At 35.4% G+C, this 22456-nt stretch carries 40 protein-coding genes; 11 read left to right on the top strand and 29 right to left on the bottom strand.

What is annotated here, in order from left to right; all coding sequences use genetic code 11:
• Nucleotides 1-9: 9 nt before the first annotated feature.
• From AC5KOD_RS21740 to AC5KOD_RS21730, 3 genes are all read right to left on the bottom strand, one after another.
• Complete coding sequence (locus AC5KOD_RS21740; RefSeq protein WP_496916688.1) at nucleotides 10-198, bottom strand: XtrA/YqaO family protein; 189 nt, start codon at nucleotides 196-198, stop codon at nucleotides 10-12.
• 72 nt (nucleotides 199-270) lie between these two features.
• Nucleotides 271-504 (bottom strand): helix-turn-helix domain-containing protein, encoded by a 234-nt coding sequence (locus AC5KOD_RS21735; protein WP_496916687.1) that lies wholly within the window; start codon nucleotides 502-504, stop codon nucleotides 271-273.
• Nucleotides 505-515: 11 nt separating this feature from the next.
• Nucleotides 516-668: a hypothetical protein gene (locus AC5KOD_RS21730; protein ID WP_496916686.1), complete on the bottom strand. Its 153-nt coding sequence runs from the start codon at nucleotides 666-668 to the stop codon at nucleotides 516-518.
• Nucleotides 669-787: 119 nt separating this feature from the next.
• Between AC5KOD_RS21730 and AC5KOD_RS21725 the strand changes: the two genes are divergently transcribed.
• The gene (locus AC5KOD_RS21725; RefSeq protein ID WP_496916685.1) at nucleotides 788-1300 is read left to right on the top strand and encodes a hypothetical protein; all 513 of its coding nucleotides are present in this window, start codon (nucleotides 788-790) and stop codon (nucleotides 1298-1300) included.
• 68 nt (nucleotides 1301-1368) lie between these two features.
• Here AC5KOD_RS21725 and AC5KOD_RS21720 read toward each other — a convergent pair whose 3' ends face one another.
• The 7 genes from AC5KOD_RS21720 to AC5KOD_RS21690 form a co-directional block, all read right to left on the bottom strand.
• On the bottom strand, nucleotides 1369-1734 hold the full coding sequence (locus AC5KOD_RS21720) for a hypothetical protein (RefSeq protein WP_496916684.1): 366 nt from the start codon (nucleotides 1732-1734) through the stop codon (nucleotides 1369-1371).
• Between the two features lie 55 nt (nucleotides 1735-1789).
• On the bottom strand, nucleotides 1790-2104 hold the full coding sequence (locus AC5KOD_RS21715; protein ID WP_496916683.1) for a hypothetical protein: 315 nt from the start codon (nucleotides 2102-2104) through the stop codon (nucleotides 1790-1792).
• Complete coding sequence (locus tag AC5KOD_RS21710) at nucleotides 2104-2277, bottom strand: hypothetical protein (RefSeq protein ID WP_496916682.1); 174 nt, start codon at nucleotides 2275-2277, stop codon at nucleotides 2104-2106. The genes AC5KOD_RS21715 and AC5KOD_RS21710 overlap by 1 nt, the downstream gene beginning before the upstream one ends.
• Nucleotides 2278-2305: 28 nt before the next feature.
• Nucleotides 2306-2599 (bottom strand): hypothetical protein, encoded by a 294-nt coding sequence (locus tag AC5KOD_RS21705; protein WP_496916681.1) that lies wholly within the window; start codon nucleotides 2597-2599, stop codon nucleotides 2306-2308.
• 172 nt (nucleotides 2600-2771) lie between these two features.
• Complete coding sequence (locus tag AC5KOD_RS21700; protein ID WP_496916680.1) at nucleotides 2772-3002, bottom strand: hypothetical protein; 231 nt, start codon at nucleotides 3000-3002, stop codon at nucleotides 2772-2774.
• Entirely contained in the window at nucleotides 2999-3217 is a 219-nt protein-coding gene (locus AC5KOD_RS21695; RefSeq protein ID WP_496916679.1) for a hypothetical protein, read from the bottom strand. The genes AC5KOD_RS21700 and AC5KOD_RS21695 overlap by 4 nt, the downstream gene beginning before the upstream one ends.
• Before the next feature lie 32 nt (nucleotides 3218-3249).
• A complete protein-coding gene (locus AC5KOD_RS21690) occupies nucleotides 3250-3435 on the bottom strand; it encodes a hypothetical protein (protein WP_496916678.1) in 186 nt (61 codons plus the stop codon).
• A gap of 116 nt (nucleotides 3436-3551) precedes the next feature.
• On the opposite strand from AC5KOD_RS21690, the gene AC5KOD_RS21685 reads away from it, so the two are divergent.
• The gene (locus tag AC5KOD_RS21685) at nucleotides 3552-3968 is read left to right on the top strand and encodes an Imm51 family immunity protein (protein WP_496916677.1); all 417 of its coding nucleotides are present in this window, start codon (nucleotides 3552-3554) and stop codon (nucleotides 3966-3968) included.
• Between the two features lie 67 nt (nucleotides 3969-4035).
• Here the strand turns inward: AC5KOD_RS21685 and AC5KOD_RS21680 are convergent, their stop codons facing one another.
• The 16 genes from AC5KOD_RS21680 to AC5KOD_RS21605 all read right to left on the bottom strand — a co-directional run bounded on the left by AC5KOD_RS21680 (nucleotide 4036) and on the right by AC5KOD_RS21605 (nucleotide 12210).
• Nucleotides 4036-4563 (bottom strand): hypothetical protein, encoded by a 528-nt coding sequence (locus AC5KOD_RS21680; RefSeq protein WP_496916676.1) that lies wholly within the window; start codon nucleotides 4561-4563, stop codon nucleotides 4036-4038.
• Nucleotides 4564-4611: 48 nt separating this feature from the next.
• Nucleotides 4612-5085, bottom strand: a complete 474-nt coding sequence (locus AC5KOD_RS21675; protein WP_496916675.1) for a hypothetical protein — start codon at nucleotides 5083-5085, stop codon at nucleotides 4612-4614.
• 41 nt (nucleotides 5086-5126) lie between these two features.
• Complete coding sequence (locus tag AC5KOD_RS21670; protein WP_496916674.1) at nucleotides 5127-5348, bottom strand: hypothetical protein; 222 nt, start codon at nucleotides 5346-5348, stop codon at nucleotides 5127-5129.
• 141 nt (nucleotides 5349-5489) lie between these two features.
• Nucleotides 5490-6014, bottom strand: coding sequence for a hypothetical protein (locus tag AC5KOD_RS21665; protein ID WP_496916673.1), 525 nt, complete (start codon nucleotides 6012-6014; stop codon nucleotides 5490-5492).
• Between the two features lie 29 nt (nucleotides 6015-6043).
• Nucleotides 6044-6877: a tyrosine-type recombinase/integrase gene (locus AC5KOD_RS21660; protein ID WP_496916672.1), complete on the bottom strand. Its 834-nt coding sequence runs from the start codon at nucleotides 6875-6877 to the stop codon at nucleotides 6044-6046.
• Nucleotides 6878-6941: 64 nt separating this feature from the next.
• Nucleotides 6942-7304 carry a RusA family crossover junction endodeoxyribonuclease gene (locus AC5KOD_RS21655; RefSeq protein WP_496916671.1) on the bottom strand — a complete coding sequence of 121 codons (363 nt, stop codon included), beginning with the start codon at nucleotides 7302-7304 and terminating at the stop codon, nucleotides 6942-6944.
• Nucleotides 7297-8217: a DnaD domain-containing protein gene (locus tag AC5KOD_RS21650; RefSeq protein WP_496916670.1), complete on the bottom strand. Its 921-nt coding sequence runs from the start codon at nucleotides 8215-8217 to the stop codon at nucleotides 7297-7299. The genes AC5KOD_RS21655 and AC5KOD_RS21650 overlap by 8 nt, the downstream gene beginning before the upstream one ends.
• Before the next feature lie 39 nt (nucleotides 8218-8256).
• On the bottom strand, nucleotides 8257-9294 hold the full coding sequence (locus tag AC5KOD_RS21645; protein WP_496916669.1) for an exodeoxyribonuclease X C-terminal domain-containing protein: 1038 nt from the start codon (nucleotides 9292-9294) through the stop codon (nucleotides 8257-8259).
• A gap of 1 nt (nucleotide 9295) precedes the next feature.
• Nucleotides 9296-9850 (bottom strand): host-nuclease inhibitor Gam family protein, encoded by a 555-nt coding sequence (locus tag AC5KOD_RS21640; RefSeq protein ID WP_496916668.1) that lies wholly within the window; start codon nucleotides 9848-9850, stop codon nucleotides 9296-9298.
• Nucleotides 9847-10035, bottom strand: a complete 189-nt coding sequence (locus AC5KOD_RS21635) for a YqaI family protein (protein ID WP_496916667.1) — start codon at nucleotides 10033-10035, stop codon at nucleotides 9847-9849. Before AC5KOD_RS21635 ends, AC5KOD_RS21640 begins: the two co-directional genes overlap by 4 nt.
• Nucleotides 10036-10094: 59 nt before the next feature.
• On the bottom strand, nucleotides 10095-10229 hold the full coding sequence (locus AC5KOD_RS21630; protein ID WP_496916666.1) for a hypothetical protein: 135 nt from the start codon (nucleotides 10227-10229) through the stop codon (nucleotides 10095-10097).
• Complete coding sequence (locus AC5KOD_RS21625) at nucleotides 10217-10429, bottom strand: hypothetical protein (RefSeq protein ID WP_496916665.1); 213 nt, start codon at nucleotides 10427-10429, stop codon at nucleotides 10217-10219. Before AC5KOD_RS21625 ends, AC5KOD_RS21630 begins: the two co-directional genes overlap by 13 nt.
• Nucleotides 10416-10649, bottom strand: coding sequence for a helix-turn-helix domain-containing protein (locus tag AC5KOD_RS21620; RefSeq protein WP_496916664.1), 234 nt, complete (start codon nucleotides 10647-10649; stop codon nucleotides 10416-10418). Before AC5KOD_RS21620 ends, AC5KOD_RS21625 begins: the two co-directional genes overlap by 14 nt.
• A 5-nt stretch (nucleotides 10650-10654) precedes the next feature.
• Nucleotides 10655-11179: a hypothetical protein gene (locus AC5KOD_RS21615; RefSeq protein ID WP_496916663.1), complete on the bottom strand. Its 525-nt coding sequence runs from the start codon at nucleotides 11177-11179 to the stop codon at nucleotides 10655-10657.
• Between the two features lie 22 nt (nucleotides 11180-11201).
• A complete protein-coding gene (locus AC5KOD_RS21610; RefSeq protein ID WP_496916662.1) occupies nucleotides 11202-11456 on the bottom strand; it encodes a hypothetical protein in 255 nt (84 codons plus the stop codon).
• Between the two features lie 52 nt (nucleotides 11457-11508).
• On the bottom strand, nucleotides 11509-12210 hold the full coding sequence (locus AC5KOD_RS21605; protein ID WP_496916661.1) for a Rha family transcriptional regulator: 702 nt from the start codon (nucleotides 12208-12210) through the stop codon (nucleotides 11509-11511).
• Nucleotides 12211-12278: 68 nt separating this feature from the next.
• On the opposite strand from AC5KOD_RS21605, the gene AC5KOD_RS21600 reads away from it, so the two are divergent.
• Nucleotides 12279-12614: a hypothetical protein gene (locus tag AC5KOD_RS21600; RefSeq protein WP_496916660.1), complete on the top strand. Its 336-nt coding sequence runs from the start codon at nucleotides 12279-12281 to the stop codon at nucleotides 12612-12614.
• A gap of 129 nt (nucleotides 12615-12743) precedes the next feature.
• Here AC5KOD_RS21600 and AC5KOD_RS21595 read toward each other — a convergent pair whose 3' ends face one another.
• The gene (locus tag AC5KOD_RS21595; RefSeq protein WP_496916659.1) at nucleotides 12744-12980 is read right to left on the bottom strand and encodes a helix-turn-helix transcriptional regulator; all 237 of its coding nucleotides are present in this window, start codon (nucleotides 12978-12980) and stop codon (nucleotides 12744-12746) included.
• 163 nt (nucleotides 12981-13143) lie between these two features.
• On the opposite strand from AC5KOD_RS21595, the gene AC5KOD_RS21590 reads away from it, so the two are divergent.
• The 6 genes from AC5KOD_RS21590 (at nucleotide 13144) to AC5KOD_RS21565 (ending at nucleotide 17392) form a co-directional block, all read left to right on the top strand.
• Nucleotides 13144-13575, top strand: a complete 432-nt coding sequence (locus AC5KOD_RS21590) for a helix-turn-helix domain-containing protein (RefSeq protein WP_496916658.1) — start codon at nucleotides 13144-13146, stop codon at nucleotides 13573-13575.
• Between the two features lie 8 nt (nucleotides 13576-13583).
• Entirely contained in the window at nucleotides 13584-14009 is a 426-nt protein-coding gene (locus AC5KOD_RS21585) for an ImmA/IrrE family metallo-endopeptidase (RefSeq protein WP_496916657.1), read from the top strand.
• Between the two features lie 20 nt (nucleotides 14010-14029).
• Entirely contained in the window at nucleotides 14030-15085 is a 1056-nt protein-coding gene (locus AC5KOD_RS21580) for a type I restriction endonuclease (RefSeq protein WP_496916656.1), read from the top strand.
• A gap of 12 nt (nucleotides 15086-15097) precedes the next feature.
• On the top strand, nucleotides 15098-15838 hold the full coding sequence (locus tag AC5KOD_RS21575) for a hypothetical protein (RefSeq protein WP_496916655.1): 741 nt from the start codon (nucleotides 15098-15100) through the stop codon (nucleotides 15836-15838).
• A gap of 7 nt (nucleotides 15839-15845) precedes the next feature.
• Entirely contained in the window at nucleotides 15846-16043 is a 198-nt protein-coding gene (locus AC5KOD_RS21570; RefSeq protein WP_496916654.1) for a hypothetical protein, read from the top strand.
• 146 nt (nucleotides 16044-16189) lie between these two features.
• Nucleotides 16190-17392, top strand: coding sequence for a tyrosine-type recombinase/integrase (locus AC5KOD_RS21565; RefSeq protein WP_496916653.1), 1203 nt, complete (start codon nucleotides 16190-16192; stop codon nucleotides 17390-17392).
• 128 nt (nucleotides 17393-17520) lie between these two features.
• Here the strand turns inward: AC5KOD_RS21565 and AC5KOD_RS21560 are convergent, their stop codons facing one another.
• Entirely contained in the window at nucleotides 17521-18867 is a 1347-nt protein-coding gene (locus AC5KOD_RS21560; protein WP_496916652.1) for a glucose-6-phosphate isomerase, read from the bottom strand.
• A gap of 188 nt (nucleotides 18868-19055) precedes the next feature.
• Entirely contained in the window at nucleotides 19056-20405 is a 1350-nt protein-coding gene (gene gdhA, locus AC5KOD_RS21555; protein WP_496916651.1) for an NADP-specific glutamate dehydrogenase, read from the bottom strand.
• A gap of 155 nt (nucleotides 20406-20560) precedes the next feature.
• On the opposite strand from gdhA, the gene AC5KOD_RS21550 reads away from it, so the two are divergent.
• The gene (locus tag AC5KOD_RS21550; protein ID WP_496916650.1) at nucleotides 20561-21829 is read left to right on the top strand and encodes a BaiN/RdsA family NAD(P)/FAD-dependent oxidoreductase; all 1269 of its coding nucleotides are present in this window, start codon (nucleotides 20561-20563) and stop codon (nucleotides 21827-21829) included.
• Between the two features lie 72 nt (nucleotides 21830-21901).
• Nucleotides 21902-22438 (top strand): hypothetical protein, encoded by a 537-nt coding sequence (locus tag AC5KOD_RS21545; protein WP_496916649.1) that lies wholly within the window; start codon nucleotides 21902-21904, stop codon nucleotides 22436-22438.
• Nucleotides 22439-22456 lie beyond the last annotated feature (18 nt).

Below are 22456 nucleotides of genomic sequence, written 5' to 3'. Positions count from 1 at the left end.
CACTAAATATTAAATTATCCAACCTGTTCGATCGTCACCTCTGACGACTTTTCCATTTTTAGTATGAATTTCAGTTACACCATAATCTGGTAGTTGCTTAACGTACGCCGTACCATTACTAATTATAACGATGGCGTTGTTGTATTCCTGTAAGTTAGGTTCGTTCATGTCAATCATTTTCGGCTGTTCACTTCCCATTATGCCTGCTCCTTGTTATAATAGTTTTGGACACTGTTATAAGGAGTGGCAAGGGAAACCTTGTCGCTTTTTTCATGTGCTCCAATCCTCAAAAAGAGAAATAGTGTTAACTCCTAGAATTGCTGCAAATTCTTGTAGTTTTGTTGGCCTTGATTGAATTAAGCCGCCAACTAGTTTGCCGTATCTACTGGTATCCAATCCCGTTAAATCGCAAAATTTACTGATTGTGATATTAGACTCTTTTCTGAATCTATCAATATTTTCACCAACCACTACCATAACTGGCCGTTCGCCTTCTGGAATCATCTTATTACCTCCTAAATTTTCAACATGTCCTCTTTGATCGAAAGACTAAGCTTTATTTGAGACCACTCTTCAAGCTCTTTTTTATGCTTTTCAGCGCTCTGTTTTGACGCATGAACACTAGTAAAAGATTCACCTTTTCCGTTGGTAATGACCCAAACTCTCATCTAAAAACCTCCTTTCTTGCTAATATCCGTGAGATTACTAATTTTCATATATTACAATTCAGTTCATTTAACATAACTTTATGGTACAATTGTTCTATCAAAATATTGGAGGTTTTTACATGAAAAAGAATCGTATTGTCTTTATGTTAGTTTTTTCTGTTCTACTACTGTTTAGTTTCTCAACCAAATCAGAAGCTACTATTACTCGAGCCACACCAGTTATGCAAAAGGTTACTTTAGAAAGTGGAGAATCAACTAGCATTACTTCATTCCTAGTAGCAAACAAATTTTATAGACATTTTACATCTGCTCAAATTAGAACAGCTAATAAAGAAAAAGAATCCTTTATGCTTTCCATAGTTGGAGATTCCCCAGATGGATCTTCTCGAGACAAGTTTTATTATGATGATGGTCTTACCTATGGTTCATTTGCAGGTGTTGGTGGTACACCACACAGTTTAATTGCTAGAAATGGATCAGGATACATTACCTATAAATTGACTAATCTATCAGCAGCGCCTATTACATACCTATTTGGTTTTAACTCTGCATTAATGTCTGATTCAGAAGGCTATCTAGAAGCAAATCCGATTTTACGATTCAGCTTCCCTTCGGATTGGTACACTAAATAAATTTAATATTCAATAAAAGACGACTTTTTTGTCGTTTTTTTTTGTACTTTCGTAAAGAATAGCAACATCTACTCTTTCAATTCACTTAACACATCTTCTAAAACTTTAACAATCGGCTTGTCAGTCAGTTCTCTACATTGCTCTGACCACTCTTCATAGTAAACAGCATTATTAATGAATGTCTGCATTTTATATGAACTTCTTCCAATACCGTCTGCTACTATTTCTAAAGCCATATCCATTTCATTTTTAGAAAAGTCATAATCATAAACCACAATATCCCATTCGCCCCAGTTTCTAAGTTCGTAAAAATCATCTGGTGGTAATTCATCGTGATAATCGGCTAAATAATTAATCATTGACTGTTTGATTTCACTATCATCATTCGAGATACATAGAACTTTCGCTTCATCTGTCCCTATTACTACTTTCATTTCATTACCTTCTTTCCTTTTTAGATTGTGATTATTCTAGGAATTAGAAAGACTATTAATATTTTGGTCTTTTCACCAGAGGCTCATTAAAAGCTTCTGAATTATACTCCCAAAAGTTAATAACAGCCTTCTCGTATTCCCTCTCATAATAATCACGTTCATGTTGTTCTGTTTCACTATTGAAATGCACAATCGCAGATTGACAATAAATTGCAGATTGTAAGTATTTAAATAGAGGTTCGTGCATAACCCACGAATTCCCCACCATGGCAGCAGTCTGGGTAGCGCTACCCATTCCGTTAATCGGTCGAATTTTACTTACCATTTGATTAATTTCCCAAGCCATTATTTTTTCTTTTTTATTTGCCATCAATCCCACCTACTTAATATTTTTTCTTTTTTTAACAGTTTTTCATCAGCTCTTACTTGTTTAGCAATTTCTGAGTAGTTTTTTAACCGACAACGTTTAGAACAATACATCTGATCGCTTCTAATGGGGCTATATTGATTCATGCAGTACCAACAATTTTTTAACTCTCCCATCGTTTACACCTTCTTATTCTTTCTGGAATTAAGAAACTTTTTCCCATTCATTTTTTTCTCTTATCGACCAAACTGGAAGTGATTTCCCGTAGTCCTTCCATTCGAGCCACCATCCCGCACATGGTTCGTTATCATCATTCCTACCAAATCTATATCTAACAAAAGCATCTTCAACCACATACGGGACATCTATACCAAACATTTCAGTTTTCCATGATTCTATAGCTTGTTCTTTTGTGTATTTTTGTTTACTGAATCCTCCCCAGTTTCGCCAGTCACCATAAAAAATCATTCTATCAAATTTACTTTTACCTTTGATCACGTTAAACCCTTCTTTCTTTGTAATCTTTTAAGGATTAATCACTTAACACGATCACACTTTTTACAAAGTTTGTAGTAGTGTGGCGGATGCGTATTAATGACTTTTTCCTTATAATCGTGTATACAAGTTTGCTGCTTAAATGCTAACTTGAGTGTAATAATGATATCGCCAATCATTCCGCCACCTCTTCCGAATATACTTCACTAAGTATCTGCTCACTAACATCCAAACATATGGCCCTTTCAAATGCTTCAATAGGACTATTAAGCAATGATGATAAAATGTACTGTTCTAATTTCTCTTGCTCTGGAAACTTTCTGTCGGCTACCTCTAAAATCGTATCAGTCATTGCCTCAGCAATATTTTTTGCAACCTTGTTTAAATCAATTGTTATTTCATTCATTCCACCACCTCTTTATGTTCCTTAACCCTGATCAACCTTATTTCACGCTGACCACTGTCAAAACTCCTTAACACGTTGAAAAAACTCTTACATATCAAAATCTCTCGAATTATTTCCGTGTCCGATTTACCTCTTGACCATTCTTCCAAAAGGCTGAGATTAACAATTAGACCGTCTGATTTAATACGGTACATATTCTTCTTTTTACGTCCCATTTCCTACCTCCTAGTTGGTAATTCAATAGCTATTAATCAGTTATTCCCTTTCTGATTTCGTTATCAGTTTTATCGACTTTTTCTACTACTTCTTGCGCTTGATCACGATTAAACCATGCGTCTTTAAAATAACTGTCCTGAGCATCCATCATTTTTAATCCTTCATAGGCTAACAAATATAAAATTTTCCATTCTTCTTTACTAAGCGAATCGCCCAATTTCTAAGCCCTCCTATCGGTTCTTCAATAGCTATCAAACACATACTGTTCAGTTCTAACCCTTTTTTGAGATTGAAATTTATTATTACTAACTTTAAAATAAAATTTAATCACACATGAAAGAGGTGTTTCATTTGCTTTTCAAATTTATAGCTGGATTTGTTTGTGCACTTATAGTTAGGTTAGTAATAAAAAAAATGGTAATAAAAGATCGACGGTTAGAAAACATCCATCCCTTTATATTTGTCGAACAAAAAAATGGAGCTTCCATAATATTGAACGCTGAAATGAAATCAAAATTGTTTGAAAAATACGATATTGAGCCAAATGGGTACAGTTGGCAAGATACAATTTCAACTTATCTTCAAGTGAATCATCCATCTATTTTGAATACTGTCTCCTTCGATCCAGAAGCTGACATGTTTGCATGTTATGGGAAAACGAAAGATATGAAAAACCTATTGCAGTATCTTGTCAACTTCTATCACAATGATCAGCAATTAGAAAATATCATTTCTAATTTATACAAATGATAACCTCATGATAACCTCACAATTTTTGTGAGGTTTGTGTATTTACTCCTTCTTATTCTTAAACCAATTAAACAGATTCCTTGTTAGGTTCATATGTCTCAGCCTTTAGCCGATAATAATCAGCCATGCTAATTTCTTCGACTTGATCCAAGTATTCAGAATCATCAGGTAATACCTTACTCACAACTAAAGCAGCTAACTCTTTGTAAATAAACCCACTTTCTACTACACCCCACCCAAATACATTCGCATACAAGAAACTATTTTCCTTTTTATAAATGGGGCCAATCATTTCCCTTGATCTTGTTGATAATTCTTTTGCAGGCTTATCTTTAGGATTTTTTCTAAAACTAAAACTGCCATGTTTGTTAGGTTTTGACAAAAGTGAGTCTTTATATTTTTCATACGACTCTGTTCTTGGTAAAACAAGGATTTCTGATCCCATCAAAGCTATGTCTTCCTCTTTTAGTTGGAACTCATCAAGAAAACCAGATTCTCTTAACATCTTAAAAGCTTCTTTTGACCAATTTTTATTCCACCAGATTTTTTCAAATAAATCCGTGCCTTTTATTACTTTATATGCCAATTCAGTCATTTATAAACCTCTTTTCTTTTGGTTGGTATTTCTAAATCTATTACCAAATTACGTAAATTCAACTGCGCCATTATCACTCGCAAACTCAAAAGCATTTTTCCAAGTGTTATACATTTCTAACCAATGCTTCCCACCTTCAAAAGTTTCGGAAAATTCACTAGCACGATTTGAATTATTATTGAAATCTTCTGCTAGCTTTTTGCTTACTTCTGGACCAATGACCCCTTCACAATCAGAAAAGTTAATTAGTTCAAAGAAATCAGTATCCACAGCAAAGTTACTTAATGTGCGCCTCCAAATTCCATAGCCAATATAGCCACCAGCCCTAAAACTGTCATTTTCTTCAAAAGAATAAACTTTGTTTGCGTCAATTCCTTTCGCTCTACCAGGAAAGTAAGGCTCTTGCCAGGTGTTAATATCACCTACTTCTAAATACTTTTCGAAATCAATTTCACCGTATTCATCCCGTTCTGGATCCTCAACCAATGTCAATTTTTTATAAAACCTAATATCTAGTCCCATTTATATAGCCTCTTTTCTTTTAGTTGGTATTTCCAAAAAATCTATTTACAATATTGATTGATACTTTCATGTTCAACTAACTGCTGCAATAACTCATCAGCCTGTATCATCAGCTCCTGCACATCCTTAAAAATTTCCGCATTCGTCTTATCTTCTGCAAAATTATCAGAATAGCTGTCCATTCGATCACTGTCACCCATCGAGATTAAACTATTGATAATTTCTTGTTTCAGCCTACGAAACTCTCTATACTGTGCATCCATCTTCCTCACTCCTTTAAATTTGTTGTTTTTAGTCGTTTTACTGCTGTTAGCACCCTTTTAGATACTTACACGACTATTTATATGTAACAGCCAAATGGATACCTTAAATCGGCTTAAATTAGGTTGTTATTCCTCCGCAAATTAATCGCTTTTTGTCAGAAATTGACTTATCCCTGGGTGTGCTTTTTCGATTTCGGTTAAAGTTTCTTTGTGCTTATCGAATAAGTCGGTCCCAATTAAATCTATAGTCTTTCTATCTGCATCCAAATCTCGTCCAGTTAACATTTCATAATGTCTTTGTTCTCCTCCATGAGTTCGCTCAGAACAACGTAATACAACACTTGCTGGTCTATCTTTAAATCTAACAATTACACTGAAATCTGCATCCCCAGTGTAATAGATACCTACTTGGTGATACTCCAAATTGTATGTTGTACTTTCTAATAAAGGATGATTAACCTTTACGGTTGATTCTGACTCACCGTACTCATCAAAAATCTTTTTAGCTTTATTTTGATCAAGTATTTCATACTCAACACAACGTACTTCTGTCATGAACTCTGCATTTAATTTCATAAACTTGTTGTCAGTTACACTGAAATAGTCGCAAAAATCATCACATTCCTTTTCGGTGTAAAAAGGGAAATCATAGTATTTAGTGTCCATGCTGTGCCTCCTTCTTAATCCGTGGTATATTAATCAGTTTTAGATTTTTTCTTTATCATAGAGTCCGCAAGTTCGCGGTTCGTAAATTTTAGGTAGCCGGATGTCGTGGACAAATCACTGTGACCTAGCAAGTCCTTTAGCATTACAAGGGCCCTCTCATCGTCAGAATTGCGGAGGTATTCTTTCGCAAAATAATGACGGAACGCGTGTGGAAACGCCTTCTTCTCTGGAATACCAGCCAAACGAGCAGCCTCCTTTATTCGGTTCCTGTACGTTGTCTTCGAAAAAGTAAACAGTGGTTCTGTTGGTTCTCTCTTCCCGAAAAACGACTTGATTTCAGCTTTGAACTCGTCGTCGATAGCCACAATACGCCACTTAGCTTTATTGTGAATCGTGATTATCTCTGGTTCTATTTGCTCATAAGTCGCGCCCACCGCCTCGCTTATCCGCATTCCCGTTAGTCTCATGAGCTTAATCAACACTTTAGTCTCTGGATGGCGACAAGCGTTATATAGCGCCTCATATTCTTCAGGGACTAAATATTCATGACTATTTGTCTTTTGAACTCTCTCAGTTTTTAGCTTGTATTTCCGTGTACGTCTCACCCGTTTTTCGTTCTTCAGGTAATTAAAATACGTGTTGATAATCGTAATGCAGTTATTAACGCTGGATATTTCTTTTTTATCAACCTTAATCATGTGTTTTTTGTACCCCTCAGATGCTTCTGCACAAAATCGATCATAGCCATTCTGGACCATGTAGTTATCAAATTGCCTTAGTTGTGTCATGTAATTAGTGATCGTACTCTCAGCCTTCTTAGTGTCCTTTAAATACTGCTTATACTCTTCTAGATTAATCATCATTTCAACCACTCTCCTATAAAAGTTTATGAATCTGACTCTTAAAAAATTAAGTATTGCTTAGTTATTAAATTACCTCTATTTCAACTCTCGGATACTCTTTATCAACTTCAAAACAATCTACAAAACCTAGAATTTGATTCCAACCATCATTATCAATAAAGCCAGCTTTTACCATGCCATCTAAAACGAATTTCTTTTGAAATGCTATATTATCAGGGTCTTGTCTTCGATTCGCACAAAACCATGTGAACTTTAGACAAAACGGCGGCTCAAATCTAACCCCTTGATTCATGGCATTTTTAACGTGCATCATGCAAATATATGTCTCATTTTTCTTAGCTTTGGCACCTTTAGACCAGTGAGTGCGCTGTTGATTGGTGTACTCATTCAAAGTCATTAACGGCAACGGAATGACGATCTTATTCACTGTTAGCCACACTACCTTCACGCATAGCAGCTAATTGTTGCATAAACTCCGCTTTTTCTTCCTCACTTACTGGTGTTTCAGAAACTATAGGCCAGTCTGGCATTGTCTCTTTTCTGATGGTTGGTTTGTTAGTAACTTTATTGCGGTTATTGAAAGAGACATCATCAGCAAGAATTTCAGCCATTGTTTTCAGATTCTTTTTAGCCCAGTTCCTCATGATTCCTTCTGCATACCTAAACCCTTTTTGATCAATAACAGACCTTCTCATAGCCTCTATAACAAGTTCTTCACCAATATCCTCAATCCAGTGAGCCACGGTTTCCATGACTGTCGGAGCCATGACACCAAAATTATTTTGATAAAAATCAAAAGCATTAGCAGCAGAAGCCGCTTCGGACTCATTTTGGTTCTGTTGCTGGTTATTATTATGTGTTGGTTCTGTTGTTGGTTCTGGTTGCGATATGCTATCGATAGGGTATCCATATGGTATAGATACTCTATTTATTTCCTCTAATGTAGTTTTTATAGGGTATTTATACTCTATACAGTTCTTGACAACTTCTAATTTGAATTCAACTGTTTTCAACTCTTTTAATTCCCGATCAATCACGACAGCAACTTTTGGTGATTTAGCTTTGTTATATTTAAGCCAATTTACTATAAAAATCTCACTATTTTCTCTGTTAAACTTGATCTTATTTTTCTTAACAAAGAAATCAATTAATTCATCAACTTTCTGGTTGTCAAGACTCAGCTCAAAGCAAGCGTATCGATAACTGAATTTATACGCTCCGCTTTGAGTCGTCTTATCATTCGAAAAAATATATAGGTAGAATAACTTTTGAAGTTGATTGCATTCCCCGATAAAATCATCTTTCCAAAAAGTTGTATGAAGTTGTCTGTATATAGCCACTTCCATACCCCTTTCGTTTATTTATTCGCTGTGCTACAACTAGAAAGGTAAATCATCATCCGATATATCTATTACTTTATCTCCTGCGCTAGCGATAGCCCCGATTTTCTTATCATTGAATAATTGTTCTTGTGTCGGCTCTTCAACCTCAACCTTTTCCATTGCAGATGAAACTTTCTTGTTTAATCGATTAATCAAGTCATTAGCTGTTGCCTGATTAATCTTTGACAAATCAGAGATACCAAAAGCTTCAATAATATTTTCTACTTCTATGTCATTAGCAGCTGCTATTACACCTGATAGAGTCTCAACCTCTTCTAGTTGTTCTTTGGTGATTAGGTCAGCTACTTCGTTATCATTTTGAACCTTACTTACTTGTTTACCATCTAAAAGCATCTGAGCACCTTTTTTAAGAACATCTGTAACAGCCCGTTCAGTTGGCTGCTTTACTAGCCACTCTAACCAACTCTTATCTTCTTTGAACACGATAGCTAATGTTTTACCTTTATGTTTCCCAAAAGTTAATTTAATTGATGATGCGTCACTGTCATTCATTGTTTGTATCTGCTCACGATTAGAAAAATCTTGCAGGTCTTCAATATCCTGTGTAAATACCTCCGATAGACTTGCAATAGTTAACGTAGCATCGACCTGAGCACGTTTCTTAGCCATTTTTAAGCATGTATTCGCTAGATCATAGGGGTTGGCCCCCTCATAACTATATTTTTTCTCTTTGGTGTTACAATGACCTAACCCTTCAGTAATTTTATTTCCCCCTTTGGACAATGTGCACCGAATCGTATAGGCGAAAAAGCCTTTGTCATAATCCTGAATGCGCTCGATTTCTTCATATTCACTGGTGACTCCAAATAGCATTTGAATTTTTTCGGCACCTGGCTTTAAAAGTGTCGGTTTACTTGTACCAGGTATCACCCCAAAGTCTTGACCTGATTTCAAATTAGTCTGAATGACTGCTTGATAATTAGCTATTGCTTGAAGTTTTTTCGTTACTTGTTCTAAATCAGCCCCCATTACTAAATCCATACTTGTAGTTTGTACAGCTATTTCATTACTCATATTAATCCGCCGCCTTTACGACTATATTTTCTGTTCCAGCATTGACAACTGCTGATTTTAAAAGCTCTCCATCTTCGGTGATTACTCTATAATCCTCAGTAATCGTAAGAACTTTCTTTAAATCAGTCTTATTAACTTCCTCTTTCACACGAATGTACTCAGTTAATCCAAGTTCTTTTAATTCTTGAATTGCTTCGCTACCATACGAAATACTAGCTCCAACTTTTCGACTACTAACAGTTCCATATGGCGTTTTAATTTTAGCTTTTGGATCACTTTTTCTTAATTCTCTTAAATACTCACTCAATTTTTCTTCAAAAAATCGAATACTATTACTGTCACTTTCAACCTCTTGTTGTTCCCATTTTTTAATCCGATCATGTTCTTCTTTTGCCAATCGTTTTGTATCATCTACCTTTTTTTGAAGAGCATTAATCTTTCTTAAAGCCCAATTTGCTCCATCCAGACTATCAATTTTCCAAGCTTCTCTTTCATCTGATTCAAGCTCAGTATCAATTTTTTCAATTTCGTATTGATCAAACGCCGATAAACTCATGCTGTCTGCACCTTCCCCCACCTAGTATCTAAAAACTCCTGTACATCGTCTTCTAGGACAATTTCACCATCGATAATACGAAACTCATCACCTTTGTAAACTTCGCCACCTTGCCAATCTGTCGCTTTTAGCAACGGTTCTGGCGCACTAGTGTTGTATCTGTCAATCGCTTCTGCAATACTCACTTTAAATTCCTCCTTTGTTGTGCTAAAATGGTAGTACCTTAATTTTTTTAAGCGTCTGACTAGCGACTGCCATCGCTGGTCTCTTTTTTTATCTTCTCACCACATATGAAGCAATAGTTATCTTCTGGTCTTGATCGCTCATTACTACAAGTTGGACAAACATAATTAAAATCGCCCTTTTCTATTTCTTCCATGATTGTTCCTCCTTTCTGCCATGTCTATAAGTCACCTCATCCCAAATCATGAACCACATAATCCCAACAGGAACAAAGATAAGTAGTACGCCTTTTATTCCCAATAGACCTAATAAAGAAGCTAACATTAAGATGAGAACGATTGAACCAACTGCTTTAACACGTTTAATATAAATACTTTGCGCTTTATTGCGTTCCATTTCTATCCCACCACTCTCTAGCTGCATTCATTTCGATTCGAACGACATTTCCATTCTTCTTTCTAGGTAACGGATCAACTGGTCTTTGTCCCCAACGGCAAACTGTCGCAATCGACACTTCAAAAAAATCAGCGACAAACTTAGGACTTCGCCATTCCTCTTTCTTCTTAACTACTTGATTGATCTCTCTTGGTTTAAAATCGACTAGTTCTAAACTCATAAAATTTACTCCTTTCTCATATAACCAATTTGTACCCAATAAGACATTCGTTGTTTAATAACCCACATCAGCGATACACCAACCTTTTTTAGCACCGCGATAATGTAAGAAAGCTCTACAATTATTTCATCTGAGAACTCAAAAACATGAGCTTTTAGCGCATCCTTGTCTTCCGAAGTTAGCTCCTTTGTTTCTTTGGCCAGAATTAACTGTATTTCTTCGGAATTAACTTTACGCTCATCTGATTCTTTCTTTTGTAAAACTGCCAAAGCTAAAGGATTTTTTTGATATAAAGTCCCATCCATCGCTTTAAACATTCCGAAAAATTCGAAGACCACACTTAAAGTAAATTCTGAATCATTCGCTACTTCGCACATTTTCTCAACTGTATCAATCGGAACTGGCTTTCCTCCTGTATAATCACTTAAACTCTGTGGCGATCGATTCACCTCTTTTGCAAAAACTTTGTTTTTCTTTCCACTTTCAAATAGATATTTGATAAGTATCTTGTTAATGACTTTTGAACTCATTGATTATAAATTCCTCCTTTGGTTAAACAATTTCCGCTTCTCTTGGCAACTCATAATTGCTATTAATAAATTCAAGTACTTCTTTCGCTGTATCCTCAGATGCAAGAAACATGATTTTTAAATCATTCATTGTATCTACAGGATAGTCATAACAATTCGGCACACTCTCAATACGAAACTGCTTACGAATATCTCGTTGTAAATCATTAGCGTATATACTTTGGAATAATCCGTTAACTAACAATTTAATCGTAATTGGTTGTTTAGGCTGATTCATCTATCCATATCCTCCTATCTATTAATATGGTGAATTTGTTAGTAAACTAAAGTTAAGCAATTTGAAGATTGTTTTGATTTACAGACTTTATTTCTAAAGCCAACTCAGCAGATGGATTCCAACATTCAGCCAACTCCATGGCTTCAGAAAATCGTAACTTAGGAATTTCTTCATAGCTAGCAACATCAAAATAATTTTTTAGCGATCTCCAATGCTCAGCAATTGCTACACGATACAATTGTTTATAAGCATGTGATTTCTTGCCTCCTACAGCTTTCATCACGTTAAGCTTAACTAAATCAGATAATTCTTTCTTTTGCTTACGAGTTAGATCAATCTCTTGTTTAAGGTCTACAATGTCAGATTTAACAGTTGTTATCTCTTGTTTGACAGTTTTAATATTTTGTAAAGTTGCAATCATTATGTCTTCTGGAGTTTGTTCTTGATTAGAAATATAATTCTCCATCTCATTGAATCGTTTAACATAAATCGCTGTAAAGTGGATACCTTTTTTCCCAATTAAGCGATTGGCAATCATTTCGCACCCTTGTTTTGTAACTAAATACATGGGACGTTCTTGATTGTTTGCATCCAGATAGTACGAACTTATGAAATAATCTCCGGGGACAAAGTTGGTCTCGGCTAAATACTCGATATACTTTCGAATATCTCTAAGTAAATACTTGTGTTCTTTTTCAACAATTTCAGCTACTTCTCGACTATCAAGTGTTTTACCAAGTAAATTATTAAACATAAATTTTTTCTCCGTTTCTTTTTCACTCACCCAACTGATATAATTTAGTTGAAAGTGAGGTGATAAATTTGTTTGATCCACTAAATGCAAGAGTGTACCTTTTTCGTGCAGACGAGCCATTGAACAAAAGTGATAAAGATACTCTTAGAGCCATATTTTCTTTGTTCTCTGATTCATCAGTTACTTTAAAAAGAGATATTATTGAAGATTGGCAACAAAACATTTATGAATATGATTCTGATACATGGTTCATTTTCATGGACGCTCATATAAAATCTATTCAGGATGACATTGCCGAAGCACTGCCTGACTTAGGATGGTACATAATCGAAATTGGAGATAATTACACTAGTGTCGGATTTGAGAGCTTCCACCGTTGGATGAAGTACCATCTTGGTTATTAGTGAGTCTCCCATGTTTACCGCAGTTAAAACACCACCATGTTTTTGTTGCGGTATTCTCTGTATAATAATCCCCATTACAATGTGGACATTTTCCAACTTGTACATCAGAATTTTCAATATCGGATTTCACTAGCTCACCTCCTGTTTTTGATTCACTGTAGAACTCTTTTCGCGTACCCTATCTTCAAAAAAAAGAGTCCATGAAACTCCCAAAATACTGGCAATAACTTTTGCATTCTCTACAGAAGGATTTCTTTGTCCTTGCTCATATGAAGCATATGTTGTTTTAGCAATACCTGCTAGATTTGCTATTGCTTCTTGTGTAAAGCCTTTTGAAATTCGCTTGTTTTTTAGCCACTCTTTCATAAATAACACTCCTCTCTATTTGTAATACGTATTGCGTACTTTCATAATAGTACACATAATGTCTTATGTCAACATTAAAATACTCTTTTTGTATCACTTTTTTATTTTATAATGAAAGTACGCATATTGTGTAGTAAAATACTCGTAATGGGGAGGTGGACGTATGTTCGCTCAAATTATTACAGAATTAAGAAAAAATAGAACCAGACTCACTCAAACTGATATGGCTAAAATTTTAGGCGTTGCTAAAACTACTTATTCATCCTATGAACAAGGCAAACGAATGCCTGACATGGAGATTCAAAAAAAATTAGCTGAGTATTATAATGTAAGTTTAGACTTTCTTCATGGATTAGAAGATGAAGAAAAAAAACCGTATTATGCGCTCACTGATAAAGAAAAGCTGGATATTGGGGAACTTTCAGAAAAAATGCTAGATGGTCTATACACGGATGAAGAAGTTGATTATTTCGGGGAGCCTATGACTGACGAGGATAAGGCAAGGATGAAAACCATTCTTGAAATGGGCTTACAGCTTAACAAAGAGAAGGCAAAGAAAAAATTTACAAACAAAAAATATCGCGATGATAAGTAGGTGATTCCATGTATCCTGATGATGAAGCAATCACAGAAATCGATAAATTGTTAGCAAAACACGATACAAGCGATCCTTACAAAATTGTAGAAAAGTGCGATTACGAATTAAGATATGTCGATATGCCTGAAGATACATGGGGCTGCATGGTTCGCTCAAATCGTTGCTGTACCATATTTGTTAGTATCAATTTGCCTGAGCATATTCAAAAATTTATAGTAGCCCACGAATTAGGTCACTGTCGCCTACACAAAGGCCATAGCACACCGTTCTATAGAAACGTGGCTACTGCTTCAATTTCAAAAAAGGAAAAACAAGCGAACGTTTTTGCACTTGATTTATTAACCAGGGAAATTGATGGTGTTAAAGATATGACCAATTATCAAATATTAGATTATTTGGGTTTATCATATGAGTTTGAGAGATTTTTATAAAACGATTGGAGGAAGTTTAAATGGATATGGAAAGATTTAAAGATGATTTAAAAGGCTTGAGCAAGAGGGTCACACTATTGAAAGAAAATATTGGTACTGAGGAAGCTACAAAAACCTCTCTTATTATGCCCTTTTTTCAAATTCTTGGTTACGATATTTTTAATCCAACCGAGTTTGTTCCAGAGTTTACAGCTGATGTTGGTATAAAAAAAGGGGAAAAAGTGGACTATGCAATTATTCTAGATAACAAACCTGTTATTTTAATTGAGGCTAAATCAATTACAGAGAAATTAACAAAACACGATTCTCAACTTTTTAGATACTTTGGAACAACAACTTCTAAATTTGGAATTCTTACGAATGGCGAAGAATATAAATTCTTTACTGATTTAGAAGAACCAAATAAAATGGATGCCAGTCCTTTTTTAACAGTTGATATTGCAAATATTAAAGATACACAAATACCAGAATTATCAAAATTCCATAAAGATAATTTTGATGTTGACGCTATTACCAGTAGTGCATCTGAATTAAAATATCTAAATAATCTTAAACTATTTTTCCATGAGCAGTTTTCTACCCCTAATGAGGAATTTGTAAAGTATCTTGTCGGAGAAATATACGATGGTGTTAAAACAAAACCTGTTATAGATAAATTTACTCCCATCATAAAAAAAGGACTGAACCAAATTATTAATGAACGAGTTAATGAAAAACTGAGCGCTGCATTAAATACTTCTGTAACAGTTAAAGAAGATACAGACGAAGTTCCCGTTAAAACCGAACAAGAAATTATCACAACTCCTGAAGAACTAGAGGCCTATACTACTGTCAAACTTATTTTGAAGGATACCGTTGTATTATCTAGAGTTTTTTATCGTGACAATAAAAGCTATTTTAATGTATTACTTGATGACAATATTAGAAAATGGATTTTACGATTCTATTCAACTGATTCAAGCATGAGAATAGAACTTAATAATGAAGACAAAGAAGTTTTCACAATTGATACGCCTCTCGACATCACCACTCATGCAAAAGAAATCACTAATATAGTCAACAAATTCATTCAATAACTGGAGGAAAAGATGAAAAAAAGGATTAGTTTAGGACTAATAATACTTATATCTGCGCTTTTAGCAGGTTGCGAAAACTCAAAAAATGGTGAAAAAGCTACAGGCAGTTCTTCTCAACTTAATAATAGTACATCGACTACTCTCTATTCTTCGGAGACTATTCAGCAATCCACTGAAACAAATTCTAAATTTGACAATGATTTACAAGTGAACTCTGTTGATGAATTAAAAACGACTGGTAACTTTTTTGAGAATACTGATTTGTCAGTATTTAGATTGCTTAAGCTCTATTCATTTAACGATTTTGAATATGGTTCTCTAAAAATTTCAAACGCTAAGTTTGGAATAATTGAAATCGAAAACATATCAAATAGTACTACATCCGAATTGAGTGGAACCTCCTTTCCTAATGGTGCTATAGAAACACCTGTTCCTGGAGATAATTTGTATTATTTAATTTTTGAAGGAGACATATACAATACAGCTAATGTAGAAGTATCTTTTAATGGATTTTTGAATACAGTTAAAACTCCAGATAAAGTTCAAATTGATATGAATATTGACAATATCTCTAATATGTCTACCGAAACTTTTTTGCCTGATTCTAAAAAAACTAATCTAAGAGATACAATGTATCTTGGGAAAAACTTAGATAGTTACACTGGCTTATATGAAGCACATCTAGGAGAAGTTTTTTCTGATGATGGTAGCGTAAATGATGGTAATAGAGTCCTAGAATTCGAAATAAAGTAGGCGCACGATGACAATAGAAGAATTGATTAAAGAGTTAGAAAAATACCCTAAAGATCATGAAGTGAGATTAAGAATTATCTCGATGAGCTCTAAAGCTTCTACCTATGTTAATGTAGACTCATATTTAAAAGAAGTTCTCAACCATAAACATTCCATAACGTTATCAGGTTTTAATGACCCTGACAATATTACCAATAAAAATTAAAGACCAGCCTTCGGGCTTTTCTTTTTAAACCAGAAAAGAACTGACGTTCGTACTTATTAACAAAAAATATGAGTTATTAACAGAAAATTGTTGATAACTCTTTAATCATATAGTTGTTTCGTAATTTCAAAGGAGGAATACGGAAAATGGCATCAATTAAAAGTTACATCTTAAAAGATGGATCTGTAAAATGGGAGTATTTCATTTCTAATGGAAAAAACAAAGGAACGGGTTTTCCAAATAAAATTCATAAAAAAGGTTTTCCAAATGAAACTGCAGCTAGAAATGCTGCAAAAATAATTGAAGGCGAAATAGCTTCTAACACATATAAAAGAAAAAATCCTAAAAAACTTACTGTCTCTTCCTATTTGGATGAGTGGATCACTAATTATAAACAATCCGTTAAAGAAGGAACAAGAATCGTTTATAAAGATACCATAAGGATGTACATAGATCCCTATATTGGAAAATATCAACTAAACGATTACGACCGAGAAGCTCATCAACAATTTATTAATAGACTATTCAGTGAAAAAGGAAAAGGTAAATCAAGAAATGGACTAGGATGGAACACTGTTAATGTGGTAAACGGATGTCTATCAAATGCTTTTAGAAAAGCCGTTCAACTTGGCTATATTTCGTCTAATCCAACTGATCACGTTGAATTTCCTCGTGATAAGAGACCTAAGAGAAACGAAGTACCAAAACATTTCAGCGTTAAAGAAGCTGAAAAATTCCTTGAATTTGCTAAAGAGGAGCGGGAACCATTTTGGTATATATTTTTTCTTTGTGTCTTTGATCTAGGTTTAAGAAAAGGTGAAGTCATGGCTCTTAAATGGAATGATTTTAACTTTAAAAGTAATAATGTCTCTATTAGTAGAGAACGGTTATATCGAAAAGAAAAATCTGGTGAAATTTATTTAGACGAAACCAAAACACCAGCTGGTGAACGTGAACTTATTGTTACGAATCGTCTTAAAAATGCTTTAATACAGTTTTACAACGAATCATATGAAACTAGCAACGTCCTTCCTTTAACCAGTACAAACAGCGATTTCCTATTCATCTATTCAAAAGGTAAAAATAAAGGGTACCCTGTCAGAGCGAGGTCTACTAACGGCGCCTGGGATAGAATCATCAAAAAGGCAGGCCTACCAAACATCCGACTACACGACGGACGACATACTCACGCCATCAGATTAAGACAAGCTGGGGTCGCATTAGAGGACATCAAAGACTTACTTGGACACAAAGAGGTAAAAACAACACAAGTATATGCTCAAGTTACGCCAGAAGTGAAAGAAAAAGCGATAAATAAATTAGAACTTTATTACTCAGAAAACAACTAAATAAGCACTCCAAAATAATTGGAGTGCTTATTTTTCCTATTAGGTACCACCAAAAGTACCACCAGAAAGTTCTTAATGCCTACATATTCATGGCACCGCAAACTAGAAAATCAGTCACAAACACTGATTTATAAACGAGCTTCAAGCTCTTTTTGAAGATCTTCAAAGCCAGGTTTACCTAAAAGAGCAAACATGTTTTTCTTGTACGCTTCAACCCCAGGCTGATCAAATGGATTCACACCATTTAAATAACCAGAGATAGCTACAGCAATCTCAAAGAAATACATTAAATAGCCAAGAGTAAAGGCGTCTGTTTCGGGAATTGTTACAACAAAGTTGGGAACATCTCCGTCTGTATGAGCTAATAACGTTCCTTCAAATGCTTTTGTATTAACAAAATCAATGTCTTTACCTTGTAGATAGCCTAAACCATCTAAATCTTGCTCCAACTCAGGAATCGTTAGATTATGACGAGGTTTGTCCACTTTAATTACTGTTTCAAAAATATTGCGACGTCCTTCTTGAATGTATTGACCTAGTGAGTGAAGGTCAGTCGAGAAGTTCGCACTTGATGGGTAAATTCCTTTTTGGTCTTTCCCTTCAGACTCGCCAAATAATTGTTTCCACCACTCAGAGAAGTACTGTAAGCCTGGTTCGTAATTAATTAATAACTCCGTTACTTTCCCTTTACGGTATAGAACATTTCTCAACGCAGCATATTGATACGCTTCATTTTCAGTTAATTTATCACTACTATACGCTGTACGCGCAGCGGCAGCCCCAGCCATTAACCCTTCGATGTCAGCACCACTTGCAGCAATTGGCAACAAGCCCACAGCTGTTAGTACTGAAAAACGTCCGCCTACATCATCAGGAATAACAAAAGTTTCCCAATTTTCTGCATCCGCTTCAACTTTTACAGCCCCTTTAGCTTTATCAGTTGTTGCGTAAATACGTTTATTAGCCTCAGCTTGCCCATATTTTTTTACAAGTAATTCTTTGAACACACGGAAAGCAATTGCAGGCTCAGTCGTTGTTCCAGATTTAGAAATTACATTAACTGAAAAATCACGATCGCCAATGATATGAATCAAGTCTGCTAAATAAGATGAACTTACACTGTTCCCAGCGAAAAATATTTGTGGTGCTTTTCTTTCTGAATTATCTAATAAATTGTAGAAAGAATGATTCAAGAAATCTAAAGCAGCCTTCGCGCCTAAATAAGAACCACCTATACCAATAACCACTAAAACCTCAGAATCACTTTGAATTTTTTTAGCCGCTTGTTGAATGCGAGCAAATTCTTCTTTGTCGTAATCGACAGGTAAATCAATCCAGCCTAAATACTCATTGCCGGCACCAGTTCCTTCTCTTAGCTCTTTGTGAGCGGCCGAAACTGCCGTCTGCATATACTCTAATTCGTGTTCCCCAATATAAGAACCGATTTTAGAATAGTCAAAATGAATGTGTGACATGTTACATCCTCCTTCAAGATTTTTAACTGATTGTTCATTACCTCTCTACTTTACGTTTTTTTCACCTATTTTTCAAGTAAACAAGCAAAGTTCTCTGTAAAAAGTTTGAAATAATGTAAAAAGAAGCCATAATTCAAAAAAAGAACAACTCTTAATAAATTTCAAGAGTCATTCTTATGATTTTTATTCTATACCAATCCTTGACTAATCATTGCTTCTGCTACTTTTGCAAAACCAGCAATATTGGCACCTGAAAGTAAATCACCTTCTTTGGCATATTCTTTTGCCGTATCACGACATGCTTCATAAATACGTTGCATAATCGCATCTAGCTCCGAATCAACCTTTTCAAATGTCCAAGGCAAACGTTGAGAATTTTGCGCCATCTCAAGAGCAGATACTGCAACTCCCCCTGCATTAGCAGCTTTACCTGGGCAATAGACAATGCCATTCTTTTCAAAAACAGCTACAGCCTCTAAAGTACTTGGCATATTAGCTCCTTCAGCAACAATTTTGACGCCACTTTTAGCAACGACTTCAGCGTATTCCGCACTTATCTCATTTTGAGTTGCACACGGTAAGGCAATATCATACGCATCAGAATAGCTCCAAACTGATTTCCCTTCGTAATAAGTTGCATTTGGTCGAGCTGCTGCATAAGCTGATAGACGTTCACGTTTAACTTCCTTGATTTCTTTTAATAACGCCACATCAATCCCATCTGCATCGAAGACATAGCCACTTGAATCAGAACAAGTAATTGCTGTTCCACCTAATTCTTGTAATTTCTCAATCGCATAGATTGCGACATTACCACTACCAGAAACTACTACATTTTTACCAGTAAATGAATCACCTTTATCCGCTAGTAAATGCTTAACATAGTAAACTAAACCATAACCAGTCGCTTCAGTCCGCGCCAAGCTTCCCCAATAAGATAAAGGCTTACCTGTTAAGATGCCCGATTGATGGCCATTAAGACGTTTATATTGACCAAATAAATAACCAATCTCACGCCCACCTACACCGATATCGCCGGCTGGCACATCAATACTTGGACCAATATATTTTTGCAACTCGGTCATGAAGCTTTGACAAAAGCGCATAATTTCTGGGTCTGATTTTCCTTTAGGATCAAAATCGCTTCCGCCTTTACCACCACCGATTGGTAGACCTGTTAGGCTGTTCTTAAAAATTTGCTCAAAAGCTAAAAATTTCATCACACTCTCAGTCACTGTTGGATGAAGTCTCAAGCCACCTTTGTAAGGACCAATTGCAGAATTGTACTGCACACGAAATCCACGATTAACTTGCCAATTGCCTTGATCGTCCTGCCACGGCACTCTAAATTGGATAATTCTTTCTGGCTCTAAAAGTAACTCAAGTACGTTAGAAGCCACAATCGCCGGGTGTTTCTCTAGAAATGGGGCAATTGTTGGTAGAAATTCATGGATTGCCTGTAGGTATTCTGTTTGACCTACATTCTTTTCTTCCATCTTCGCTGTTAATTTGTCCAAATATTTCCCGATATTTGTCATTCTAAACACCTCCATTTAATATGTCCCCTAGTATATAGCATTATTTTTCAAAAAAAAAGGGAAATCACCCTATTTTCAAAACTTTCTGAAAACCTTACATTTTTTAATTCTTTCTATTCTATGGTAAACTTAGGCTGAAATGGAGGAACTAGTTGATGACAAATGATGTAATTGTAATAGGGGCAGGGACCAGTGGAATGATGGCCGCCATTTCAGCTGCGGAAAATGGCGCCCGAACCTTATTAATTGAAAAAAATAAACGTGTGGGAAAAAAATTATTATTAACAGGTGGCGGACGTTGTAACGTCACAAATAATCGACCTGCCGAAGATATTATTCAGCATATTCCTGGTAATGGAAAATTTCTCTATAGCGCCTTCTCTCAATTTGATAATTTACAAATTATGGCCTTCTTTGAAGAAAATGGCGTATCATTAAAAGAGGAAGACCACGGTCGCATGTTTCCAGTCAGTAATCGCTCAAAAACAATTGTCGATTGCTTAGCACAAAAGCTAGAGGAATTGAATGTGCAAATTTTAACTGAAGAAACAGTCAAGCGACTATTGATTGAAGACAGCCGCATTGTGGGCGTTCAGCTAGCATCTGGGGACCGCCATGTCGCACCTTGTGTTGTTGTTTCAACTGGTGGTCAAACTTATTCTTATACCGGTTCGACTGGTGACGGTTACCGTTTTGCAAAAAAAGCCAATCACACTGTCACAGCACTTTACCCAACAGAGTCACCTTTAAAATCAACTGAAGCTTTTATACAACAAAAAACACTTCAAGGCCTTGCTTTACAGGATGTTGCCTTAAGTGTCTTAAATTCAAAAGGCAAAATCATCGTCAGCCATGAAATGGATCTACTTTTTACTCACTTTGGTGTTTCTGGTCCTGCCGCTTTGCGCTGTAGTATGTTTGTTAATCAGGAGCTCAGAACACGTAAGAGTGTGACTGTTTCTTTAGATGCTATGCCACAAAAAAGCCTCCAAGAGGTTTGCCAATTAATTAATACACGCAAAACAGAACAGGAACAAAAATCAATAAAAAATGGCCTAAAAAACCTTTTACCAGAACGCTATCTTGACTTTTTACTAGCACGATCTGAAATTGATACTAGTCTTCCACTTAAACAAATGGAACCCAAACAAATTGAGCGATTTGCCAAATTGATTAAACAGTTTCAAATGGAAATTAATGGAACCTATCCAATTGACAAATCCTTTGTCACTGGGGGAGGAATTTCACTAAAAGAAATCCAACCTAAGTCTCTTGAAAGCAAATTAATCAATGGGCTTTTCTTCACTGGGGAAGTTCTCGATGTCAATGGTTATACAGGTGGCTATAATATAACTGCCGCCTTTGTGACAGGCCATGTAGCAGGGAAACATGCTGCGGAAATCGCGAGCTATTACAACTACTAGCAAATTTTTGTAGTTAGACCCATCTTGTTATATAATGAAGGGGCATTAGACAATGAGCCTGGAGGGATAACTATGTTCCAACAAAAAAAAGTATATAAAACCTTAGAAAATCGGCACTTTACATCAGAAAGTCTCTTAAAAGAATTAGCAGACATGAAAGAATTTAAGTTTGATTCTGTTTCTTATACAGGGCTTAATTTAAATTTAGACATGCTCATGACACAAAATATTCGAGACGAGCATTTTCAACTAATCGAAGTAAAAAATGGCCTTGCTAAAAAACCGTATAGCGCTTGGCAAGCAGACTTAAGTCTCGCCATTCAGATTTTCAACGCCTTCGCTGACTATACCAAGGAACATTTTGATTCTTATTTAGTTGAATCTAAGAAATTTCAAGAAGAAACAGGCTATGCCAACTCTTCTTCTGAATACAAGGATTATTTTGAACAGGGGAATTCGATGTATTTTCACGATGTGTTACACAGTGTATTTAATATATCCCGTCGCCTTGACCTATCAATAGAAGACTTTGAAGAAGCTCTAATTGCTGATAATAAACAGTCGGCGGACTATCCTCTTCCTAGCAAAAATGTCTTTGAACATCATTAGATAAAAAAGAAGTTGGAA

The organism is Vagococcus sp. WN80Y (assembly GCF_059621045.1).
This window is presented reverse-complemented; position numbering and strand designations above follow the sequence as displayed.